The organism is Streptomyces sp. NPDC006551 (assembly GCF_040611675.1).
GTDB lineage: Bacteria > Actinomycetota > Actinomycetes > Streptomycetales > Streptomycetaceae > Streptomyces.
Genome location: NZ_JBEXOT010000029.1, coordinates 1 through 17338, shown reverse-complemented (window position 1 = coordinate 17338; position 17338 = coordinate 1). Strand labels below are relative to the sequence as shown.

At 73.8% G+C, this 17338-nt stretch carries 16 protein-coding genes; 10 read left to right on the top strand and 6 right to left on the bottom strand.

Annotation, left to right across the window (positions count from 1 at the left end; translation table 11 throughout):
* Positions 1 to 8: 8 nt before the first annotated feature.
* Both ABZY12_RS23600 and ABZY12_RS23595 read right to left on the bottom strand, forming a co-directional pair.
* Entirely contained in the window at positions 9 to 1304 is a 1296-nt protein-coding gene (locus tag ABZY12_RS23600) for an SWF or SNF family helicase (protein WP_356893431.1), read from the bottom strand.
* A complete protein-coding gene (locus ABZY12_RS23595) occupies positions 1301 to 4279 on the bottom strand; it encodes a DEAD/DEAH box helicase (protein WP_356893429.1) in 2979 nt (992 codons plus the stop codon). The genes ABZY12_RS23600 and ABZY12_RS23595 overlap by 4 nt, the downstream gene beginning before the upstream one ends.
* 277 nt (positions 4280 to 4556) lie before the next feature.
* On the opposite strand from ABZY12_RS23595, the gene ABZY12_RS23590 reads away from it, so the two are divergent.
* The 3 genes from ABZY12_RS23590 to ABZY12_RS23580 all read left to right on the top strand — a co-directional run bounded on the left by ABZY12_RS23590 (position 4557) and on the right by ABZY12_RS23580 (position 6476).
* Complete coding sequence (locus tag ABZY12_RS23590; RefSeq protein WP_356893427.1) at positions 4557 to 5639, top strand: acyl-CoA desaturase; 1083 nt, start codon at positions 4557 to 4559, stop codon at positions 5637 to 5639.
* 39 nt (positions 5640 to 5678) lie between these two features.
* Positions 5679 to 5861 carry a hypothetical protein gene (locus tag ABZY12_RS23585; protein ID WP_356893425.1) on the top strand — a complete coding sequence of 61 codons (183 nt, stop codon included), beginning with the start codon at positions 5679 to 5681 and terminating at the stop codon, positions 5859 to 5861.
* Positions 5862 to 5933: 72 nt separating this feature from the next.
* Entirely contained in the window at positions 5934 to 6476 is a 543-nt protein-coding gene (locus ABZY12_RS23580) for an MOSC domain-containing protein (protein WP_356893423.1), read from the top strand.
* A 3-nt stretch (positions 6477 to 6479) separates the two neighbouring features.
* Here the strand turns inward: ABZY12_RS23580 and ABZY12_RS23575 are convergent, their stop codons facing one another.
* The 4 genes from ABZY12_RS23575 to ABZY12_RS23560 form a co-directional block, all read right to left on the bottom strand.
* On the bottom strand, positions 6480 to 7871 hold the full coding sequence (locus ABZY12_RS23575; RefSeq protein ID WP_356893421.1) for a tannase/feruloyl esterase family alpha/beta hydrolase: 1392 nt from the start codon (positions 7869 to 7871) through the stop codon (positions 6480 to 6482).
* Between the two features lie 125 nt (positions 7872 to 7996).
* Positions 7997 to 8887 carry a hypothetical protein gene (locus ABZY12_RS23570; RefSeq protein ID WP_356893419.1) on the bottom strand — a complete coding sequence of 297 codons (891 nt, stop codon included), beginning with the start codon at positions 8885 to 8887 and terminating at the stop codon, positions 7997 to 7999.
* Positions 8888 to 8987: 100 nt separating this feature from the next.
* Positions 8988 to 9293, bottom strand: coding sequence for a hypothetical protein (locus tag ABZY12_RS23565; protein ID WP_356893417.1), 306 nt, complete (start codon positions 9291 to 9293; stop codon positions 8988 to 8990).
* A 172-nt stretch (positions 9294 to 9465) separates the two neighbouring features.
* Positions 9466 to 10065, bottom strand: coding sequence for a methyltransferase domain-containing protein (locus ABZY12_RS23560; RefSeq protein WP_356893415.1), 600 nt, complete (start codon positions 10063 to 10065; stop codon positions 9466 to 9468).
* Between the two features lie 161 nt (positions 10066 to 10226).
* Here ABZY12_RS23560 and ABZY12_RS23555 point away from each other — a divergent pair, with 161 nt between their 5' ends.
* The 7 genes from ABZY12_RS23555 to ABZY12_RS23525 all read left to right on the top strand — a co-directional run bounded on the left by ABZY12_RS23555 (position 10227) and on the right by ABZY12_RS23525 (position 17083).
* On the top strand, positions 10227 to 11108 hold the full coding sequence (locus ABZY12_RS23555; RefSeq protein WP_356893413.1) for an MHYT domain-containing protein: 882 nt from the start codon (positions 10227 to 10229) through the stop codon (positions 11106 to 11108).
* Positions 11109 to 11177: 69 nt separating this feature from the next.
* Positions 11178 to 13898 (top strand): nitrate- and nitrite sensing domain-containing protein, encoded by a 2721-nt coding sequence (locus tag ABZY12_RS23550; RefSeq protein ID WP_356893411.1) that lies wholly within the window; start codon positions 11178 to 11180, stop codon positions 13896 to 13898.
* The gene (locus ABZY12_RS23545; protein ID WP_356893409.1) at positions 13895 to 14329 is read left to right on the top strand and encodes a roadblock/LC7 domain-containing protein; all 435 of its coding nucleotides are present in this window, start codon (positions 13895 to 13897) and stop codon (positions 14327 to 14329) included. Before ABZY12_RS23550 ends, ABZY12_RS23545 begins: the two co-directional genes overlap by 4 nt.
* A 150-nt stretch (positions 14330 to 14479) precedes the next feature.
* The gene (locus tag ABZY12_RS23540; RefSeq protein WP_356893539.1) at positions 14480 to 14806 is read left to right on the top strand and encodes a DUF742 domain-containing protein; all 327 of its coding nucleotides are present in this window, start codon (positions 14480 to 14482) and stop codon (positions 14804 to 14806) included.
* The gene (locus ABZY12_RS23535; protein ID WP_356893407.1) at positions 14787 to 15404 is read left to right on the top strand and encodes an ATP/GTP-binding protein; all 618 of its coding nucleotides are present in this window, start codon (positions 14787 to 14789) and stop codon (positions 15402 to 15404) included. Before ABZY12_RS23540 ends, ABZY12_RS23535 begins: the two co-directional genes overlap by 20 nt.
* Positions 15405 to 15593: 189 nt before the next feature.
* Positions 15594 to 16007: a roadblock/LC7 domain-containing protein gene (locus ABZY12_RS23530; protein ID WP_356893405.1), complete on the top strand. Its 414-nt coding sequence runs from the start codon at positions 15594 to 15596 to the stop codon at positions 16005 to 16007.
* 131 nt (positions 16008 to 16138) lie between these two features.
* The gene (locus ABZY12_RS23525) at positions 16139 to 17083 is read left to right on the top strand and encodes a DUF6397 family protein (protein ID WP_356893403.1); all 945 of its coding nucleotides are present in this window, start codon (positions 16139 to 16141) and stop codon (positions 17081 to 17083) included.
* The last annotated feature ends 255 nt before the right edge of the window (positions 17084 to 17338 follow it).

Below are 17338 nucleotides of genomic sequence, written 5' to 3'. Positions count from 1 at the left end.
GGCGGCGCTCAGTCCTCGCCCGCCGACAGGGCCGCGAGCGCCGCCGCCGGGTCCTGGTCCGCCGGGCCCGCGGGCGCCCACTGGCCGCGCTCCTTGCGATAGGGCCACCAGCGACCGTCCTCGCCGAGCCGCAACTGCGCCTCCGCGCCGACCACCGTCCAGCGCCCCGCACCCGCCGCGCGCAGCACGGGCCGCTCACCGTCCTCCCAGGCCTCCGCGAGCCGTGCCGTGGCCCGTGCCAGGAGCTCGGGCCGCGGCGTCGACTCCTCCTCCAGTACGGACAGGGCGGCCGCGCCCCCGAACCGCCACGCGCGCGTGGCCAGGTCCAGCTCCGCGCGCCGGCGCCCCGATCCGGAAGCGAGCCGTTCCACGATCCGCGCCGCCGGGGACCCGGCGGCCAGCCGAACCGCGTCTTGACTCTCCGTCAGGTCGTGCTCGCGTGCGGCTCGTTCCGTGCCGGATCCGGGGCCGTGCGCGAGAGCCTCCGCCAGCATCCGGTGCGCCCGGTCGGCCGTGTCCGCAGCCAGGAACTCCAGCGCCGCCGGGTCGAGGCCCGGCTCCGGGGCCGTCTCCGTGTCCAGGGACGGCGGCTCGCCCGGCGCCGTGGGAAGCGCGGGCGGAGCGGGCAGCGGCGGCAGGATGTCCCGCGCCGCGAACGCCTCCCGCGCCGGCACTCCTTCGACCGCGGCCTCCCGCGGCGCCGAGTCGGGAGGCGCGGCCCGGGACGCGCTCCGCTCCTGAAGCTCCCCGAGGACCGCCCGTTCCCCACGGCCCCGCATCAACAGCAGGACGAACGGATCCTCGTCGAGCAGCCGCGCCACCTGGTAGCAGAGTGCCGCCGTGTGCGGGCAGTGGTCCCACGCCTCGCAGCTGCACTCGGGATCGAGATCGCCGATGCCCGGCAGCAGTTCGAGCCCCGCGGCCGCCGCGTCCTCCACCAGGTGCGGCGGCATCTCGCGGTCGAGCAGCGCCGCGATATGGCCGGCGCTGTCCACCGCCAGGTCCAGCAGCTGGTCCCACTCGTCCTCCGACAGCTCCTGCAGGAGCACGTCGCTGCGGTACGAGGTGCCGTCACGGTCCTTGACGACGGCCGTGATCCGGCCGGGCCGCACCGACACCGCGCCCACCGCGCCCTGGCGCGCGTGCCGCCGCCCCCGCTTCAGCTGCTCGTTGTCGAGAGCCGTGTCCTCCAGGGCCTTCAGCCACGCCCGGCCCCACCAGGTCCGGGCGAAGGCACCGCCGCCCGGAGCGGGCGGCAGCGCCGTGAACGTCCGCTCCTCGCCGCCGGTCTCGTATCCGCTCATCGTCCGTCTCCTCGCAGCTCGACCAGGTTCGCCAGCTCGGCATCCGTCAGTTCGGTCAGCGCCGCCTCTCCCGAGCCGAGCACGGCGTCGGCCAGCGCCCGCTTGCGCACGAGCATGTCGGCGATGCGGTCCTCCACCGTGCCCTCGGCGATGAGCCGGTGGACCTGCACCGGCTGGGTCTGCCCGATGCGGTACGCGCGGTCGGTGGCCTGTGCCTCCACGGCCGGGTTCCACCAGCGGTCGTAGTGCACGACATGACCGGCCCGGGTCAGATTCAGCCCGGTGCCCGCCGCCTTCAGCGAGAGGAGGAAGACCGGCACCTCACCGGCCTGGAAGCGGGCGACCATCGCCTCGCGCTCGGCGACCGGTGTGCCACCGTGCAGGAACTGTGTCCGCACGCCCCGAGCCGCGAGATGCTGTTCGAGCAACCGCGCCATCTGTACGTACTGCGTGAAGACCAGCACGCTCGCGTCCTCGGCGAGGATCGTGTCGAGCAGCTCGTCCAGGAGCTCCAGCTTCCCCGAACGGCCGTCGATCCGGGGACGCTCCTCCTTCAGATACTGGGCGGGATGGTTGCAGATCTGTTTGAGCCCGGTCAGCAGCTTCACCACGAGGCCGCGGCGCTCCATGCCGTCCGCCTCGGCGATCGCCGCGAGGGTTTCTCGCACCACCGCCTCGTAGAGGCCCGCCTGTTCCGTCGTCAGGGAGACGGCACGGTCGGTCTCCGTCTTCGGCGGCAGCTCGGGCGCGATGCCCGGGTCCGACTTGCGGCGCCGCAGCAGGAACGGGCGGACCAGGGCGGCGAGCCGTTCGGCCGCGGCCGGGTCCTCGCCGCCCTCGACAGCCGAGGCGTACCGGGAGCGGAAGGTGCCGAGCCGGCCGAGGAGGCCGGGCGTCGTCCAGTCGAGGATGGCCCACAGCTCGGAGAGGTTGTTCTCGACCGGGGTGCCGGACAGCGCCACGCGCGCCTTCGCCCCGATGGTGCGCAGCTGCCGCGCCGTGGCCGAGTACGGGTTCTTGACGTGCTGTGCCTCGTCCGCGACGACCATGCCCCAGGAGCGGCCGGCGAGCTTCTCGGTGTCGAGCCGCATGGTGCCGTACGTGGTGAGGACGAACGCGTTCTCGGCCAGGTCCTCCAGGCTGCGCGTGGAGCCGTGGAAGCGGCGCACGGGCGTGCCCGGCGCGAACTTCTCGATCTCGCGCTGCCAGTTGCCCATCAGGGACGTCGGGCAGACGACGAGCGTCGGGCCGGCGGCCGACGGCTCGGTCTGCCGGTGCAGATGGAGTGCGATGAGGGTGATGGTCTTGCCCAGGCCCATGTCGTCGGCGAGGCAGCCGCCGAGCCCCAGCGAGGTCATGCGGTGCAGCCAGTTGAGGCCGCGCAGCTGGTAGTCGCGGAGCGTCGCGGCGAGTGCGGCGGGCTGGGCGACCTCCTGCGGGCCGCCCTCGGGGTCGGCGAGGCGGGCGCGCAGCTGTTCCAGCCATCCGGTCGCCTGGACCTCGACGTGGCGGCCGTCGACCTCGGTGGTGCCGGTGAGTACGGCGCCGAGCGCGTCGACCGGGGTGAGCTTGCGGTCCGCGGAGGCTCGGGCGCGGCGCACCTCGGCCGGGTCGATCAGCACCCACTGGTCCCGCAGCCGGACCACGGGGCGGCCCGCCTCGGCCAGTCGGTCCAGTTCGGCGCGGGTGAGTTCCTGGTCGCCCACGGCGAAACGCCAGTTGAAGGCGAGCAGGGCGTCGGCGGAGAGGAAGGAGGGCGGTGCGGAGGAGCGGGAGGGGCCGGTTCCGTCGTCGTCGGGGTTCCCGTCCGTGGCGAGACCGGTGAGGCGGGGCGGAGCGCCGTCCGCCCCCGGCGGCCCGTCCTGCGGGCCGATCACCGCCTGCGCCGTGAGGCGCTGTGCCAGTTCGCGTGGCCAATGAACCTGGACGCCCGTCGCCTGGAGCGCCTTCGCCGCCGGACCGAGAAGCTCGGTGATCTCCTCGTCGGCCAGCTCCACCGCGTCCGGGACGGCCGCCGAGAGCAGCGGGGTCAGCGGCGCCCACGCCCGGGCGGCACGGCGCAACGCGAGCAGGGCGTCCATCCGTGCCCGGGGCCCGAACGCCGCTCCGGTCGGCCCCGATCCCGCCCAGACGTCGGCCGCGTCCGCGACCAGCGTCGGGTCGGCGGCGCTGTGGATCTGCAGGACCCCACGGAAGGCGGGAGCCTCCAGCTCGGTGAGCCCGGGCAGTTCGACGCGCAGCGAGAGGCGTACGCCGGCGTCGTGACCGGCCGCCACGTCCGCCGCCCACGCCCGGAGGCCAGGCAGCTCCCGCTCCTCCTCGGCGGCGAAGGCGGGCCCGCCCGCAGCGATCGGTGCGGCCGGGGTGCGCGGCAGCCCGTCCGCCACCGCGTCGAGGAACGCCCGCAGCAGGCCCTCCGGTTCGGGAAGGAGGGGCTCGCCGTCGGCCGCCGGTCCCGGCAGCGGTACGGCATGGGCGGCCGGTGGCATGGAGGCGGCGAGGGTCCGCAGCGCGGTCAGTTCCTCCGGGCCGAGCGGGCCCACCCGCCATGCGTCCCGGTCGGTCCCGGTGAGGCCCGGCAGCAGCAGCCCCCGGGCCACGAGCTGCAGGGCGAAGAGGGCGGCGGCGCCCCAGAACGCCGTCGCGGCCGGGGCCTCGTCGGCGAACCGGGCACGAGCGAGGATCGGCAGGGCGTCCCGTACGGGCAGGAACAACGCGGGCACGGTGTGCGGACGGAGGTCGTCCGCCACCATCGTCAGCTCGCCGGCCACGGCCGTCCCCTCGACGACCACCGCCGACGGACCGCCGTCCGCACCGGGCGTGGTCGCGGCGCCGTCCACCGGCGTCCGCCGGTCGGTCGCGGGTGCCGCCGCGTCCGGTTGCCAGAAGGCGATTCGGCCGTAGCGAGGAGGGTCGGAGGGCAGGAAGAGGGCGGAGCGGCGGGCGAGTTCATCTGGGCTCTGCGGCAGCGACAACGCATTCCTCAAATTTGACTAGCGGGGGGCGAGCGGCCGAGGGTACCCGAACAGGCGGCCCCGCCGTGCGGAGAACCTCCGTGACCTGTCTCACCCTTGGGCCGTCCTCGGCGCGGGCGGCCACCGGGAGGGTGGAGGCAGCCCCACCCCCGCCCCCGGGTCAGCCCCCCGGGATTCCGGGGGGTGACGCCATGGCTGGGGACGATCACCGTTCCGTACGTTCGAGGGAGCCGGCGCGGCAGGCGCCGAACCCCGCCCACGGACACCGGAGACCGCCATGCCCCAGGCCACCGCCACGCTCGCGGCGCCCGATCGGAGCACCACCACCGGACGAGGAGGAGGCGGCAGCGAGTTCACACCGCTGCTGCGCACCGTCAAGGAACAAGGGCTGCTCGAGCGCCGGGCAGGCTGGTACGCGCGCGGCATCGCCGTCAACCTCCTCGGGCTCACCGCCGTCGTCGCGGGCCTGGTCCTGCTCGGCCCCTCCTGGTGGGCGCTGCTCCTCGCGGTCCCGCTCGCCCTGCTCTCCGCCCGGATCGCCTTCGTCGGACACGACGCGGGCCACGCGCAGATCACCGGCGACCGCCGTCTCGGCCGGATCATCCAGCTCGTCCACGCCAACCTCCTGCTCGGTATGAGCCAGGAATGGTGGAACGACAAGCACAACCGTCACCACGCCAACCCCAACCACCTCGACAAGGACCCGGACGTCGCCGCCGACATCCTCGTCTTCGCCCGGCATCAGGCCGAGGGCCGCAGCGGACTGCGCGGCTGGCTCACCCGCCACCAGGCCTGGCTGTTCTTCCCGCTGACGACCCTGGAGGGCATCGCCCTCAAGGTGTACGGATTCCAGAGCCTCCTCTCCAAGGAAGGTCCGTTCCGGAGCCGGCGGGAGCGGCTCGTCGAGGGGGCCCTGCTCGTCGCCCATGTCGCCGGCTACACGGCGCTCCTGCTCTCCACCCTCACCCTCGGACAGGCGCTGCTCTTCGCCTTGATCCACCAGATGCTCCTCGGGCTCCACCTGGGCATGGCCTTCGCCCCCAACCACAAGGGCATGGAGATGCCCGACGCCCACCCGGACGGCGCCGGCTGGGGCCACCTGCGCCGCCAGGTGCTCACCTCTCGCAACATCCGGGGAGGAGCCCTGACCGACTGGTTCCTCGGCGGACTCAACTACCAGATCGAACACCACCTCTTTCCCAGCATGCCGAGGCCGCATCTGCGGCTCGCCCAGCCCGCCGTGCGTGCGCACTGCCGCACACTGGGTATTCCCTACACGGAGACGGGATTCGTCGAGTCCTACCGGCAGGCGCTCGGCCATCTGCACGAGGTCGGCGAGCCGCTCCGTACGGCGGCCTGATCGCTCCGCGCGGCGGGCCCGAGAAGGAGGCGTCGGACCATGACGACACGGACCAAGGCAGTGCTCGGGGGAGTGGCCGTCGGCCTCCTCCTGATGCCCCTCATCGGGTTCTGGATGTCGCTCCTCGTGATCCTCGGCGTGCCCGCCGTGGCCTACCTGGCGCTCGACCCGAGCCAGCGGCGCCGGCTGCGGCGGATCTCCCGCAAGGAACTCCGCCGCTGAGCGCCCTCGGGCCCTGAGCGGGGTGACATAGGGTCGAGGTGATCATCAGTCGGGAGAGGGGAACTCCACACCATGAGCGGGACAGTCACGACGGTCAGCAGCAACGGCGTGTACGCGTTCACCAAGCCGAACCGCGAGAGCATCACCCTGCTCGCCGGACTCGGCGTGGAGGGCGACGTCCACGCCGGCGTGACGGTCAAGCACCGCTCCCGGATGGCCAAGGACCCGACCGTGCCGAACCTCCGTCAGGTCCACCTGATCCACGCCGAGCTCTTCGACGAGGTCGCGGGCTCCGGATTCGACGTTCCCCCGGGCGCCCTCGGCGAGAACATCACGACCCGGGGGATCGACCTCCTCGGCCTGCCGACCGGGACCCGTCTGCACCTCGGCCCGGAGGCCGTCGTGGAGGTCACGGGCCTGCGCAACCCGTGCGCGCAGATCGACCACTACCGGCACGGGCTGCTGAAGCAGGTGCTCGGCCGCGACGAGAACGGACAGCTCGTCCGCAAGGCGGGGATCATGAGCATCGTCCTGACCGGTGGGGTGGTGCGGCCCGGCGACACGATCGGCGTCGAGCTGCCGGCCGAGCCCCACCGCCCCCTGGAGCAGGTCTGAGACTCAGCGCGGCCGGCCGCTCTCCGTCAGCGCGCAGGAGTTGACCACGTCACCGCTCGCGGGCCGGGCGATCGTCCGGTCCGAGGGCGGTGCCGCGCCCTCCTCCACCCACCGTGTCAGCGCCGCGAACGCCGAGCGGTAGCAGGGCAGCAGGGGCCGCAGCCGGTCCGGATAGGTGTCGTACAGACCGTCGGTGTGAGTGCCGTCCTGGACCGTGTAGTACCGGTGCAGCCCGCCCCGGCCCCGGCCGTTGATCATCCGGGCGTAGACGTCCGAGTCGGTCGCGATCGGCAGCAGCGTGTCGAGATCGCCGTGCAGGGTGATCAGCGGCTTGCCGATCCGGCCCGTCAGCGCGACCTTCGCGACGGCCCGGTGGACCGATCCGGGACGTGAGGCGTAGTCGTACGAGGCGTCGGACGCGCACGGCGCGAGGATCCGCTCGACCGTCGTCCCGGCGGTGGCACCCGGGCAGCGAGGGTCGTACGAAGGGTCGAACTCGGCCCGGAAGATCTTCTGGGTGAGCCCCCAGTACGCCTTCTCGTGGTACGGCCACAGGAACCGCGAGCCGGGCGCGAAGCCGGCGTCGATCAGATCGTCGTCCGACGCCCGGCCCAGGGACCGGGCCACGGTCACCGGCAGGCTGGTGAGGAGATGGGGCCCCCGGGTGGTCCAGAGCACCCCCTCCCAGTCGACCCCTCCGTCGTACAGCTCCGGCCGGTTCTCCAACTGCCAGCGGGTCAGATAGCCGGCGTTGGAGATGCCCGTCATGTACGTGCGGTGGGGCGCCCGGCCGTACCGCTGCCGTACGGCCTGCTTGGCCGCCCTCGTCAGCTCGGTCACCCGCCGGTTCCACTCCGCGACCGCCTCACCCGGCTCCCGCCCGTCGGTGAAGAAGTCCGGCCCGGTGTTGCCCTTGTCGGTGGCGGCGTAGGCGAAGCCCTGAGCCAGGACGTGATCCGAGATGAGCGCGTCGGTGGAGTACTGGCGGCGGGTTCCGGGGGCACCGGTCACCACCAGGCCGCCGTTCCAGTGCGCCGGCAGCCGGATGACGAACTGGGCGTCGTGGGACCAGCCATGGGTGGCGTTGAGACGGGAGTCGTCGGGGAAGTAGCCGTCGATCTGGATTCCGGGAACGCCGGAGGGGTTACGGGTGCCCTTCGCCGAGAGACCGGCCTGGTCGGCCATGTCGGTGTACCGCGTGCCCGCCAGGCCCGCCGTCGTGAGATCGGGCAGGCAGGCGGTCTCCTGGTGGGCCGCGCCGGGCACGCGGAGCCGGTCCTGGCGCGCGCAGGGAGCCGGCGAGCCGGTGTCGGCCCCGGCGGGCGCGGCGGGGCCGACGACGGTCAGCCCCGCCAGGAGCGCGGCGAGCAGCGGGACGCCTCGGATAAGGCGCATGGACGGCCTCCGGTGGACGACGGGAACGGGGTGCGCCGCCACATCGTGCTGCGGGCCGGTGGGCCGGGCCATGGTTGCCGGCCACACCTCGGGCCGGAGACCCATGTGGTTTCCCCGCCCGGGCGTCAGGAGGGGCGCACCGCCATCGCGTCCAGCGCCTCCAGGAGCGCCGGCAGCCGGGGGCCACGGGTGACGGGCAGGACCTCGGCGGGCTCGTCGTCGAGCAGCACGAAGGCCATGTCGTCGGTCCGGGCCACCAGCGACCAGCCGGGTCCGTCGGCGCGGAGCATCCGCGCGCCGCCGGGGGCGAAGCTCGACCGTACCCGGCCCACCGGCGGGGCCTCCTCCAGATAGCCGCGCAGCTCGGCGAGCGCCCGCCGGACACCGTCGTAGGGGTCGGGCGCGGAGCCGTCGCGGGCGACTCCGGATGCTTCGCCGCGGGGCGCGTCACCGGCCGCGTCCATGTCCGCGTCCGTGCCCGCGTCGGCATGCGTGGACTCGTCCTCGTCCTGGTCCAGCTGGGCCCGCCAGGCCGCCCACTGCAGCGCCACCTCGTCCGCGCCGAGCCGGCGTTGGGCCGGGCCCCAGACATCGGCGGACGGCGGTGTCAGGGGGGTGGGGTCGCCCTCCTCGGGCTCGGGATCGTGCGGGTCCGGGAGGCCGGGGGCCGCGGTGGCCACGGCCAGCGGCCAGCCCGGCAGCGCGGCCACGACCGAGCGCTCGCCGGGGGAGAGGTCGTACTCCATCCCGCAGTCCCAGGAGGCGATCGCGACGGCGACGAGCGACACGTCGTCGACCACCACGGTCCACCGGGCGCCCGTGCCGTCCTGCCCGAGCACGAGCCCGTACCCCTCGGCGTACGGCTCCAGTCCCAGCGCCGCGCACGCCGCCGGGTAGTCGTCGCCGAGCACGCTCGGGAAGCGCGCGGGCGTGAGCAGCACCGCCGTCAGTACGTACAGCGCGTCGTCGTCGATGCCGTCGACGGTGTTGTCGGCGGCAGGGTCCGTTCCGCCCACGGCAGCCTCCCCATCTGGTCGTCGGCGCACCTTAACCAGTGGGTAACCCGCGCGTCGAGAGTCTCCGGCCGGGAGAGTGGTGCGATGGCTCGCGTACGGCTCATGCCTCCGGCAGCCCGAGCAGCGACCGGGCCACGGTCCGCGGCGACTCGTCGCGCTCGCGGGCGAGCGCGATCACGGCGCGGCAGGCGAGTTCGTTGAGACCGAACATGAGCGCCTCCGGCGCGACCGAGGAGACGGCCTCGTCGACCTGTTCCGGGTCGTCCTCGATGGAGCCGACCACGTAGACCGCCGCCGCCTCGAAGAGGTTGCGCTCACGCCGCATATGGCGTGGCTCGGGCGGTTTCTCCGCTGCCCGCCGAGCGGTCGGGAGGAGTCTGCGCGCCATCGCCTGTATCCGGGACACCGTGTGCCACCTTTCCCGGACAGGGGCTGCCCGGTGCATCCACCGTAGTCACGGACGCGCCGGGACAGAAGGGCGCGTGGTCGGCTCGGCGGCGGCCGCCGAGCCGACCACGTGGGAGCGAAGGCCGGCGCCGTCGCCCCGAGCACCGCGCCGCCCGCCCGTGGTCGGCCGCTCAGTCCGCTCGAACGGCGAGCGCCAGATAGCGGTCGTCCCTGTCCACGTAGTCGGTCAGCCGCCAGCCGGAGCGGGCGAGAAGCGGACGGAGGTTGGGCTCGGCGCGCAGATCCTGCTCGGTGACCCGCCGTCCGTGGCGGGCGGCGAGAGCGGCGCGGCCGATGGGGTGGAAAAGGGCGAGTCGGCCGCCGGGGCGGACGACGCGGGCCAGCTCCCGCAGGTTCTCCGCCGGGTCCGGCAGATGGGAGATGAGCCCGGCCCCGAAGACCGCGTCGAGGGCGCCGTCGCGCAGTGGGAGCCGGGCGACGTCCGTGAGCAGCAGCGCCGCGACGGCGTCGCGCCCGGCCCGTACCGCCTCGGCGAGCATCTCGGGGGTCAGATCCGCCCCGAGGACCGTGCCCGCGGGGCCGACCGCCGCGCGCAGCGGAGGCAGCGCCCGACCGGTGCCGCAGCCCGCGTCGAGCACGGTGTCACCGGGGCGCAGGCCGAGATCGGCGACGGCGGCTGCATAGGCGGGACCGTCATCGGGGAAGCGCGCGTCCCAGTCGGCGGCGCGGGTGCCGAAGAACTCCTGGACGCGGGTGGGGTCGTCGCTCATGAGTCCATGATTCCCCATGCGCGGTCCCTCTCAGGGGTGAACGCACTGTGCACACGTTCGAGCGCGGCACGATCGTTCCGGAACATCTCTGCGTCATATTCCATCGGGTTTCGAAATGCGCCCCCGGTGCGCCCCCTTGTGCGGACTAGCGTCCCCCAGCCATGGGACACCTGGACCACGCCACCTTCGGCTGGCTGACCCCCGTGCTGTCGTACGCGATGGCCTGCATCGGCGCCGCCCTCGGCCTGCGCTGCACCGTACGGGCGCTCGACGCCACCGGCCGGTCGCGACGCAACTGGCTGCTCACCGCCGCGTCCGCGATCGGCACCGGAATCTGGACGATGCACTTCGTCGCGATGCTCGGCTTCGGCGTGACCGGGACCGACATCCGCTACGACGTGCCGCTGACCGTTCTCAGCCTGCTGATCGCCATGGCCGTCGTCGGCGTCGGTGTCTTCGCCGTCGGCCACGGCCGCGACCGGATCCGCTCGCTGCTCATCGGCGGGCTCACCACCGGAGTCGGCGTCGCGAGCATGCACTACATGGGCATGGCCGCCCTCCGGCTGCACGGGCAGGTGCGGTACGACCCCCTGCTCGTCGCGCTCTCCGTCGCCATCGCCGTCGTCGCGGCGACGGCCGCGCTGTGGGCCGCGCTCCACATCCACGCGCCGGCCGCGGTCGCGGTCGCCTCCCTCGTCATGGGCGCGGCGGTCAGCAGCATGCACTACACCGGGATGTTCGCCGTCGAGGTCGACGTCGCCCCCTCGGAGGAGGCTCTTCCCGGAGCCTCGGCCATGCAGTTCATCTTCCCCCTCGCGGTGGGCCTCGGCTCCTACCTCTTCCTCACCTCGGCCTTCGTGGCCCTCTCCCCGACGGCCGGGGAGCGCGCCGCTTACGCCTCGGCCGAACGCCTCACCGAACCGGACGAGCACACCGTGGACGTGCCGCACCCGGGCTCCCCCCACGAACGCCCGACCCCGGACAGCGCGCCGCCCCCACCCTCGTACGCCCGGCGGGTGGGCCGCCCCCTGGACATCCCCTAGAGGCTTCCCGGGAAGCGCGCTCAGTCACCGCACACCGCACCAGGAAGACGCAGCCGGAACGAGGAGGCCATGCGAACTCCCCGCAGGACCCAGGGCATCGACGCGACGGCCAGGCCGCGCCCGGCGGGGGCGCGCGGGCGGCGCGCGCATGCCGGGCCACCCGCCGAAGAGCCGCCGGAGCGCGCCCCTCGCGCCCGGACCGGACCGTCCGGGCCGCCCGTGTCACCGGCGCCGTCCGTGCGTCCCGCACCGCCCGGGCGCCGGGCCCTGCGCCCCCGCACCGTGCGCGCGAAGATCGTCTCGCTCCTGATGCTGCCCGTCGTGTCGCTGCTGGGCCTGTGGGGATTCGCCACCGTGACCACCGCCCAGGACATCGCCCGGCTGCGCCAGCTCCAAAGGGTCGACACCGAGATCCGTGTACCCGTCGCCGCCGCGGTCACCGCGCTCCAGGCCGAACGCCGCGCGGCCGTCCGCCAGATCGCCTCGCCCGGCACCGGACGCGCCACCGAACTGCGACAGCAGGGGCGGCGCACCGACGCCGCCGTCTCCCGGCTCCGCCTCGACCGCCGGCACACCGTCGGCGACACCGGCGACCTTCCCCGCGAAGTCGCCGACCGGGTCGGGCAGTTCGTCACCAAGGCCGAGAGCCTCGGCCCCCTGCGCACCGCCGCGGCCGCAGGTCGCGCCGACGCGGAAAAGGTGTACGAGCAGTACACCGCGGCCATCTCCGCCGCCTTCGCCGTCGGCGGCGCCCTGAGCGGCATCCAGGACGCCCGCGCCGGATCCGACGCGCGCGTGCTCCTGGAACTCGGCCTCGCGGGCGAGATGCTCGCCCGCGAGGACGCCCTGCTCAGCTCCGCACACCTCGGCGGACAGCTCAGCGCGGAAGGGCTGCGGCGGTTCACCGGCGCCGTCGACACCCGCCGCACCCTCATCGAGTCCGCCACCGGCGACCTGCGCGGTCCCGAGCGAGCGGCCTGGCAGCGCCTCGCCGCCGAGCGAGGCCACCAGCAACTCATCGCGGCCGAGGACCGGGTCCGCGCCGCCGACCCCGGACGCAAGGCCGCCCAGGCCGCCCCCGCCGCGACCTGGGACGACGCCGTGGCCGTCGTCCGCCGTGGGCTCGCCGCCATCGACACCGACGCCCGGCGCGCCGCCGCCCACCGCGCCGACCCGTTCGACGGCGGCGTGCTGACGGCGGGCGGCGCCGCCGTCCTGTTCGGCCTCGGCGCCGTCGCCGCCTCCCTCGTCATCTCCGTACGCATCGGACGCGCCCTGGTCATCGAACTGATCAGCCTGCGCAACACGGCTCTCGAGATCGCCCGGCGTCGACTCCCCGCCGCAATGCGCCGACTACGCGCCGGGGAGGAGATGGACGTCCAGGCCGAGGCCCCGCCCGGCCCGGCCCCCCAGGACGAGATCGGCCAGGTCGGCGAGGCCCTCACCACCGTTCACCGCGCCGCACTCTCCGCCGCCGTCGAACGCGCCGAACTCGCCGACGGCATCTCCGGCGTCTTCGTCAACCTCGCCCGCCGCAGCCAGATCCTGGTCCACCGTCAGCTCAACCTGCTCGACAGCATGGAGCGCCGGGTCGACGACCCGAACGAACTCGGCGACCTCTTCCGGCTCGACCACCTCACCACTCGGATGCGACGCCACGCCGAGAGCCTGATCATCCTCTCCGGCGCCGCCCCCGGCCGCGCCTGGCGGATGCCGGTACCGCTGACCGACGTCGTCCGGGCCGCCGTCTCGGAGATCGAGGACTACGCGCGCGTGGAGGTGCGCCGGTTCCCCGAGACGGCCGTCGTCGGCGGTGCCGTGGCCGACCTCACCCACCTCCTCGCCGAACTCATCGAGAACGCCGCCCAGTTCTCCCCGCCCCACACCAAGGTGCGGATCAGCGGCGAACCGGTCGGCAACGGCTACGCCCTGGAGATCGAGGACCGGGGCCTCGGCATGGGCAAGGAGTCCCTCGCCGAGGCCAACAGCCGGATCGAGCGGTCCGAGGACCTGGACCTCTTCGACAGCGACCGGCTCGGCCTGTTCGTGGTCAGCCGGCTCTCCGCCCGGCACGACATCAAGGTGCGCCTGCGGACCTCGCCGTACGGCGGAACGACGGCGGTCGTCCTGCTGCCGACCGACCTCCTGCAGAGGGCCCTCCCGGCGGGCCACGAGCAGCACACGGCAGCCCGCGGCCCGAACGCGAAGGCGCCGGCCCCGAGGCCGCCCGCCGCCGTCACCCCCGTACCGTCCGCACCGCTGCCCGGACCGCCGCGCCCGCCCGCCTTCGCCGAGCGGACGGAGTCACGGGAAACCGGCCCCCCGCGTACGCGGTCTGCGGGCGCCACGCAGCTGAACACGCCCCCGGCGGGCGCCACGCAGCTGAACACGCCCCCGGCGGGCGTCACGCCGCTGGACACGCCCCCGGCGGGCGTCACGCCTCTGAGGCGGCTCGGCGGTCCTTCCACACCGCCCGCACCCACCTCCCCGTCCGTGGCCGCGCAGGCGTCCCCTCAGGCCCCTCCTCCGCCCCAGGCCGGTCCGGCGGACGACTCCGGCGATCTGCCCCGCAGGGTGCGCCAGGCCAGCCTCGTACCGCAACTGCGCGAGGCGCCTCCCGCCGAACCGACGCCCGCCCCGGCCGTCCAGGGCGCACAGGAACGCACCCCCGAACAGGTCAGGGACCGTATGACCGCCTACCGCGACGGCTGGACGCGGGGCGGCGGCCCGGCCCCGGGCACCAGACGCCCACTCGGAACCGGCTTCGGCAGTGAAGGAGACCAGCAATGATCGACCACGAGAGGATTTCCCACCACCGGTCCGGCGAACTCGACTGGCTCCTCGACGACCTCGTCGTCCGGGTCCGCGACGTGCGGCACGCGGTCGTGCTCTCCAACGACGGGCTCGCCGTGGGCTCCTCCAGCGGCCTCAGCCGCGAGGACGCGGAGCACCTCGCGGCCATCGCCTCCGGGTTCCACAGCCTCGCGAAGGGCGCGGGCCGGCAGTTCCACACTGGCGGCGTGCGCCAGACGATGGTGGAGATGGACGACGGCTTCCTGTTCGTCGCCGCCGCCGGAGACGGTTCGTGCCTCGCCGTCCTCAGCTCGGTGAGCGCCGACATCGGCCTCATCGCGTACGAGATGGCCCGCCTGGTGAAACGGGTCGGTGAGCATCTGCGCACACCGCCGCGGCTCACCGCGACACCGCCGGCCGCAGGCTGACCGGAGACACGGATGAACGAGGACAGCACCGGCACCGGTCTCGGCACCGGTCTCGGCATCGGTGGCGGCGGCGGTTTCGACAACGGTGCGGTCGTGCCGGGCGGTCAGTGGTACGACGCCGACGCCGGGCCGCTCGTCCGGCCGTACGCGATGACGGGCGGCCGGACCAAACCCGGCCCCGGCAACGTCCGGTTCGACCTCATCGCCCTCGTCGTCGTCGACGACGATCCGCCCGACCGGTCCGAGGAGTCGCTCCTCGGACCCGAACACCGGGCCCTGCTCTCCCTGTGCCGGGCCGAGACCCAGTCGGTGGCGGAACTCGCCGCCGACGCCGACCTGCCCGTCGGAGTGGTCCGAGTCCTCCTCGGCGACCTCCTCGAAGCGGGCTTCGTCAAGGTCAGCAGGCCCGTACCGCCCGCACAGCTCCCCGACGAACGGATCCTGAGGGAAGTCATCGATGGCCTACGAGCGCTCTGAGAGCACCGGTGGGGACGGCGGCGTCGACACCACGGCGCTCGCGTTGAAGATCCTGGTCGCCGGCGGATTCGGGGTCGGCAAGACCACGCTGGTGGGGGCGGTCAGCGAGATCCGCCCGCTGCGTACGGAGGAACGGCTCAGCCGCGCCGGGGAGTCGGTGGACGACACGGACGGCGTCGACCAGAAGACCACCACGACCGTGGCCATGGACTTCGGCCGCATCACGATCCACGCCGGGCTGTCCCTGTACCTCTTCGGAACACCGGGGCAGGACCGGTTCTGGTTCCTCTGGGACGAACTGTCCCAGGGCGCCCTCGGGGCCGTCGTACTCGCCGACACGCGACGCCTGGAGGACTGTTTCCCCGCCGTGGACTACTTCGAGCACCGCAAGATCCCCTTCGTCGTCGCGGTCAACTGCTTCGCGGGCGCCCGGAACCACGGAGCCCACGAGGTCTCGCGGGCGCTGGACCTGGACCGCGGCACGCCGGTGGTGCTGTGCGACGCGCGGGACCGCGACTCCGGGAAGGAGGTGCTGATCCGGCTGGTGGAGTACGCGGGAAGGATGCACACCGCCCGCCTCCTGGACTCGGTCGGGTGAGCCCGACGGTCCCGGAAGCGGGCCGGGCTCCGGTCCCGGCCGCCCGTCCGGCACGAACCGGATCGGCACCACGCACGGCCTCCCGGGGTGCTTGCTCTGTCCACGACAGTGCGTAAGGCTTGCACGCGACACGCGGACCACGGGGACTACGGGTCGACGGGGACGCGACACACAGGGGGAGGACCGAAGATGGCGCTGGACAAGGGACTGGACTGGCTCCTGGACGACTTGACCAAGCGGGTCGGGTACATACGGCACGCGCTGGTCCTGTCGAACGACGGGCTGGTGACGGGAGCGAGCAGCGGCCTGAAGCGGGAGGACGCGGAGCACCTGGCCGCGGTCTCCTCCGGCCTGCACAGCCTGGCCAGGGGCTCGGGCCGTCATTTCAAGGCCGGCAGGGCGCGGCAGACGATGGTGGAGTTCGACGACGCACTGCTCTTCGTGACGGCGGCGGGGGAAGGCAGCTGCCTGTGCGTGCTGAGCGCCGCCGAGGCCGATGTCGGCCTGGTCGCCTACGAGATGACGCTGCTGGTGAACCGGGTCGGCGAGCACCTCGGTGTGGCGGCGCGGCAACCGGGCAGGGCGGGCCTCGCCGAACTCTGACGCGGCCACCGCGGGCGCCGGACCGCTGAAGGCGTGGCTTGGGACCGAGTTATCCACAGGCCGCGGCGGGCAGGCTCTCCGCGGGCTACGGTCGTCACCGAGAGTATTCGTCACTCACGGGGGAGATCGTCATGACGACGGAAGAAGGCGCCCGCACGCTGGCGCTGGGGCGGGCCGCACAGGAACTGGAACTGAGGCGCGAGGAGTTCCGGCTCGCCGTGCAGATGGGGCTGGTCCGCACGGTGCCGGGCTCCTCGCCCGGCGTGCCGGGCGGAGCCGGCGGATCCGGGACACGGGGCGCCACCGGCACACCAGGAGGACGGCTCCGAGTGGACCGGAGGGAGATCGACCGGCTGCGCGCCGCGCCGGACTTTCCGGGCGGCCTGCGCGAGCGGGTGCGCGCGGTCGGCACCACAGAGGCCGCCGAGCTGCTGTCGGTGACGCCGGACCGCTTCACCAAGCTGGCCAGGACAGGGCACTTCAGCCCCGTGAGGTTCTATCTGAACCGCTACCGGGCGGTGGTGTGGCTCTACCTCGCCGGAGAGCTATGCGAGTTCGCCCTGGCGCACCCGTCACTGCTGACGGGCAGACTGCCGCAGAACGTCCGGGACCTGATCGAGGCGGGGGAGGACTGCCGGCCCCGCAACTGGCGTGCCAGGCGGCTGGGCCTGCTGCTGAGGGCGACCGAGGACCCGTGGGTGCGGGCGGCGGCGATCGCCTCGCTCCTCGACCCGGTCCAGCTGGCCGAGGTCGTCGACGACCCGTACGAGCGCGCGTATCTGGACCGGCTGCGTCCGGAGCCGCCGTCCGGGCGCACGGAGTCCGCGGCCGCCCTCGAGATCATGGACCGGATGCTCCTGGCGGACGACCCGGACGAGATCCTCTGGCACCGGATGAGCCTGTCCCTGGCGCTCGACGAGGCCCGCGAGGATCGTCCCGCCCCACGGCCCGACCGGGCGACGGGACTCGCCTCGACGTTCGCGGCCACCGACCGGCCACCGGGTCCGGCGGCGCTGACCCGAGCGCCGGGCCGCCGGACCGGGCGGGGACTCCTGGACCGCCTGCGCCGTCGCTAGGCGGCCCGCCTGAGCGGACCCCCCACCGCACCGCCGCACCGGCTCGGCGAAGGGTTCGCCCGGCCTGCTCTCGACGGGACGGCCCGCGGTTGAGCCGGAGCGCGGGTGGGGCCGAGGGGTGCCTACTACGGTGCGTGAGGGGCGGGCTGGGGGTGCCTGGCTAGGTCCTGTCTGATAATTGATCTTGTGGTGGGTCGTGGTGAGCTGACGGATGCGGCGTGGGGTCGGATAGCGCCGTTGTTGCCTGGTGTTGAC

What these genes read in the sequence shown, in the direction of transcription:
- ABZY12_RS23545 (WP_356893409.1), top strand. Translation starts at nt 13,895, where the DNA reads ATGATCGACCACGAGAGGATTTCCCACCACCGGTCCGGCGAACTCGAC.
- ABZY12_RS23600 (WP_356893431.1), bottom strand. Translation starts at nt 1,304, where the DNA reads ATGAGCGGATACGAGACCGGCGGCGAGGAGCGGACGTTCACGGCGCTG.
- ABZY12_RS23550 (WP_356893411.1), top strand. Translation starts at nt 11,178, where the DNA reads ATGCGAACTCCCCGCAGGACCCAGGGCATCGACGCGACGGCCAGGCCG.
- ABZY12_RS23590 (WP_356893427.1), top strand. Translation starts at nt 4,557, where the DNA reads ATGCCCCAGGCCACCGCCACGCTCGCGGCGCCCGATCGGAGCACCACC.
- ABZY12_RS23560 (WP_356893415.1), bottom strand. Translation starts at nt 10,065, where the DNA reads ATGAGCGACGACCCCACCCGCGTCCAGGAGTTCTTCGGCACCCGCGCC.
- ABZY12_RS23580 (WP_356893423.1), top strand. Translation starts at nt 5,934, where the DNA reads ATGAGCGGGACAGTCACGACGGTCAGCAGCAACGGCGTGTACGCGTTC.
- ABZY12_RS23530 (WP_356893405.1), top strand. Translation starts at nt 15,594, where the DNA reads ATGGCGCTGGACAAGGGACTGGACTGGCTCCTGGACGACTTGACCAAG.
- ABZY12_RS23575 (WP_356893421.1), bottom strand. Translation starts at nt 7,871, where the DNA reads ATGCGCCTTATCCGAGGCGTCCCGCTGCTCGCCGCGCTCCTGGCGGGG.
- ABZY12_RS23535 (WP_356893407.1), top strand. Translation starts at nt 14,787, where the DNA reads ATGGCCTACGAGCGCTCTGAGAGCACCGGTGGGGACGGCGGCGTCGAC.
- ABZY12_RS23555 (WP_356893413.1), top strand. Translation starts at nt 10,227, where the DNA reads ATGGGACACCTGGACCACGCCACCTTCGGCTGGCTGACCCCCGTGCTG.
- ABZY12_RS23585 (WP_356893425.1), top strand. Translation starts at nt 5,679, where the DNA reads ATGACGACACGGACCAAGGCAGTGCTCGGGGGAGTGGCCGTCGGCCTC.
- ABZY12_RS23540 (WP_356893539.1), top strand. Translation starts at nt 14,480, where the DNA reads ATGACGGGCGGCCGGACCAAACCCGGCCCCGGCAACGTCCGGTTCGAC.
- ABZY12_RS23525 (WP_356893403.1), top strand. Translation starts at nt 16,139, where the DNA reads ATGACGACGGAAGAAGGCGCCCGCACGCTGGCGCTGGGGCGGGCCGCA.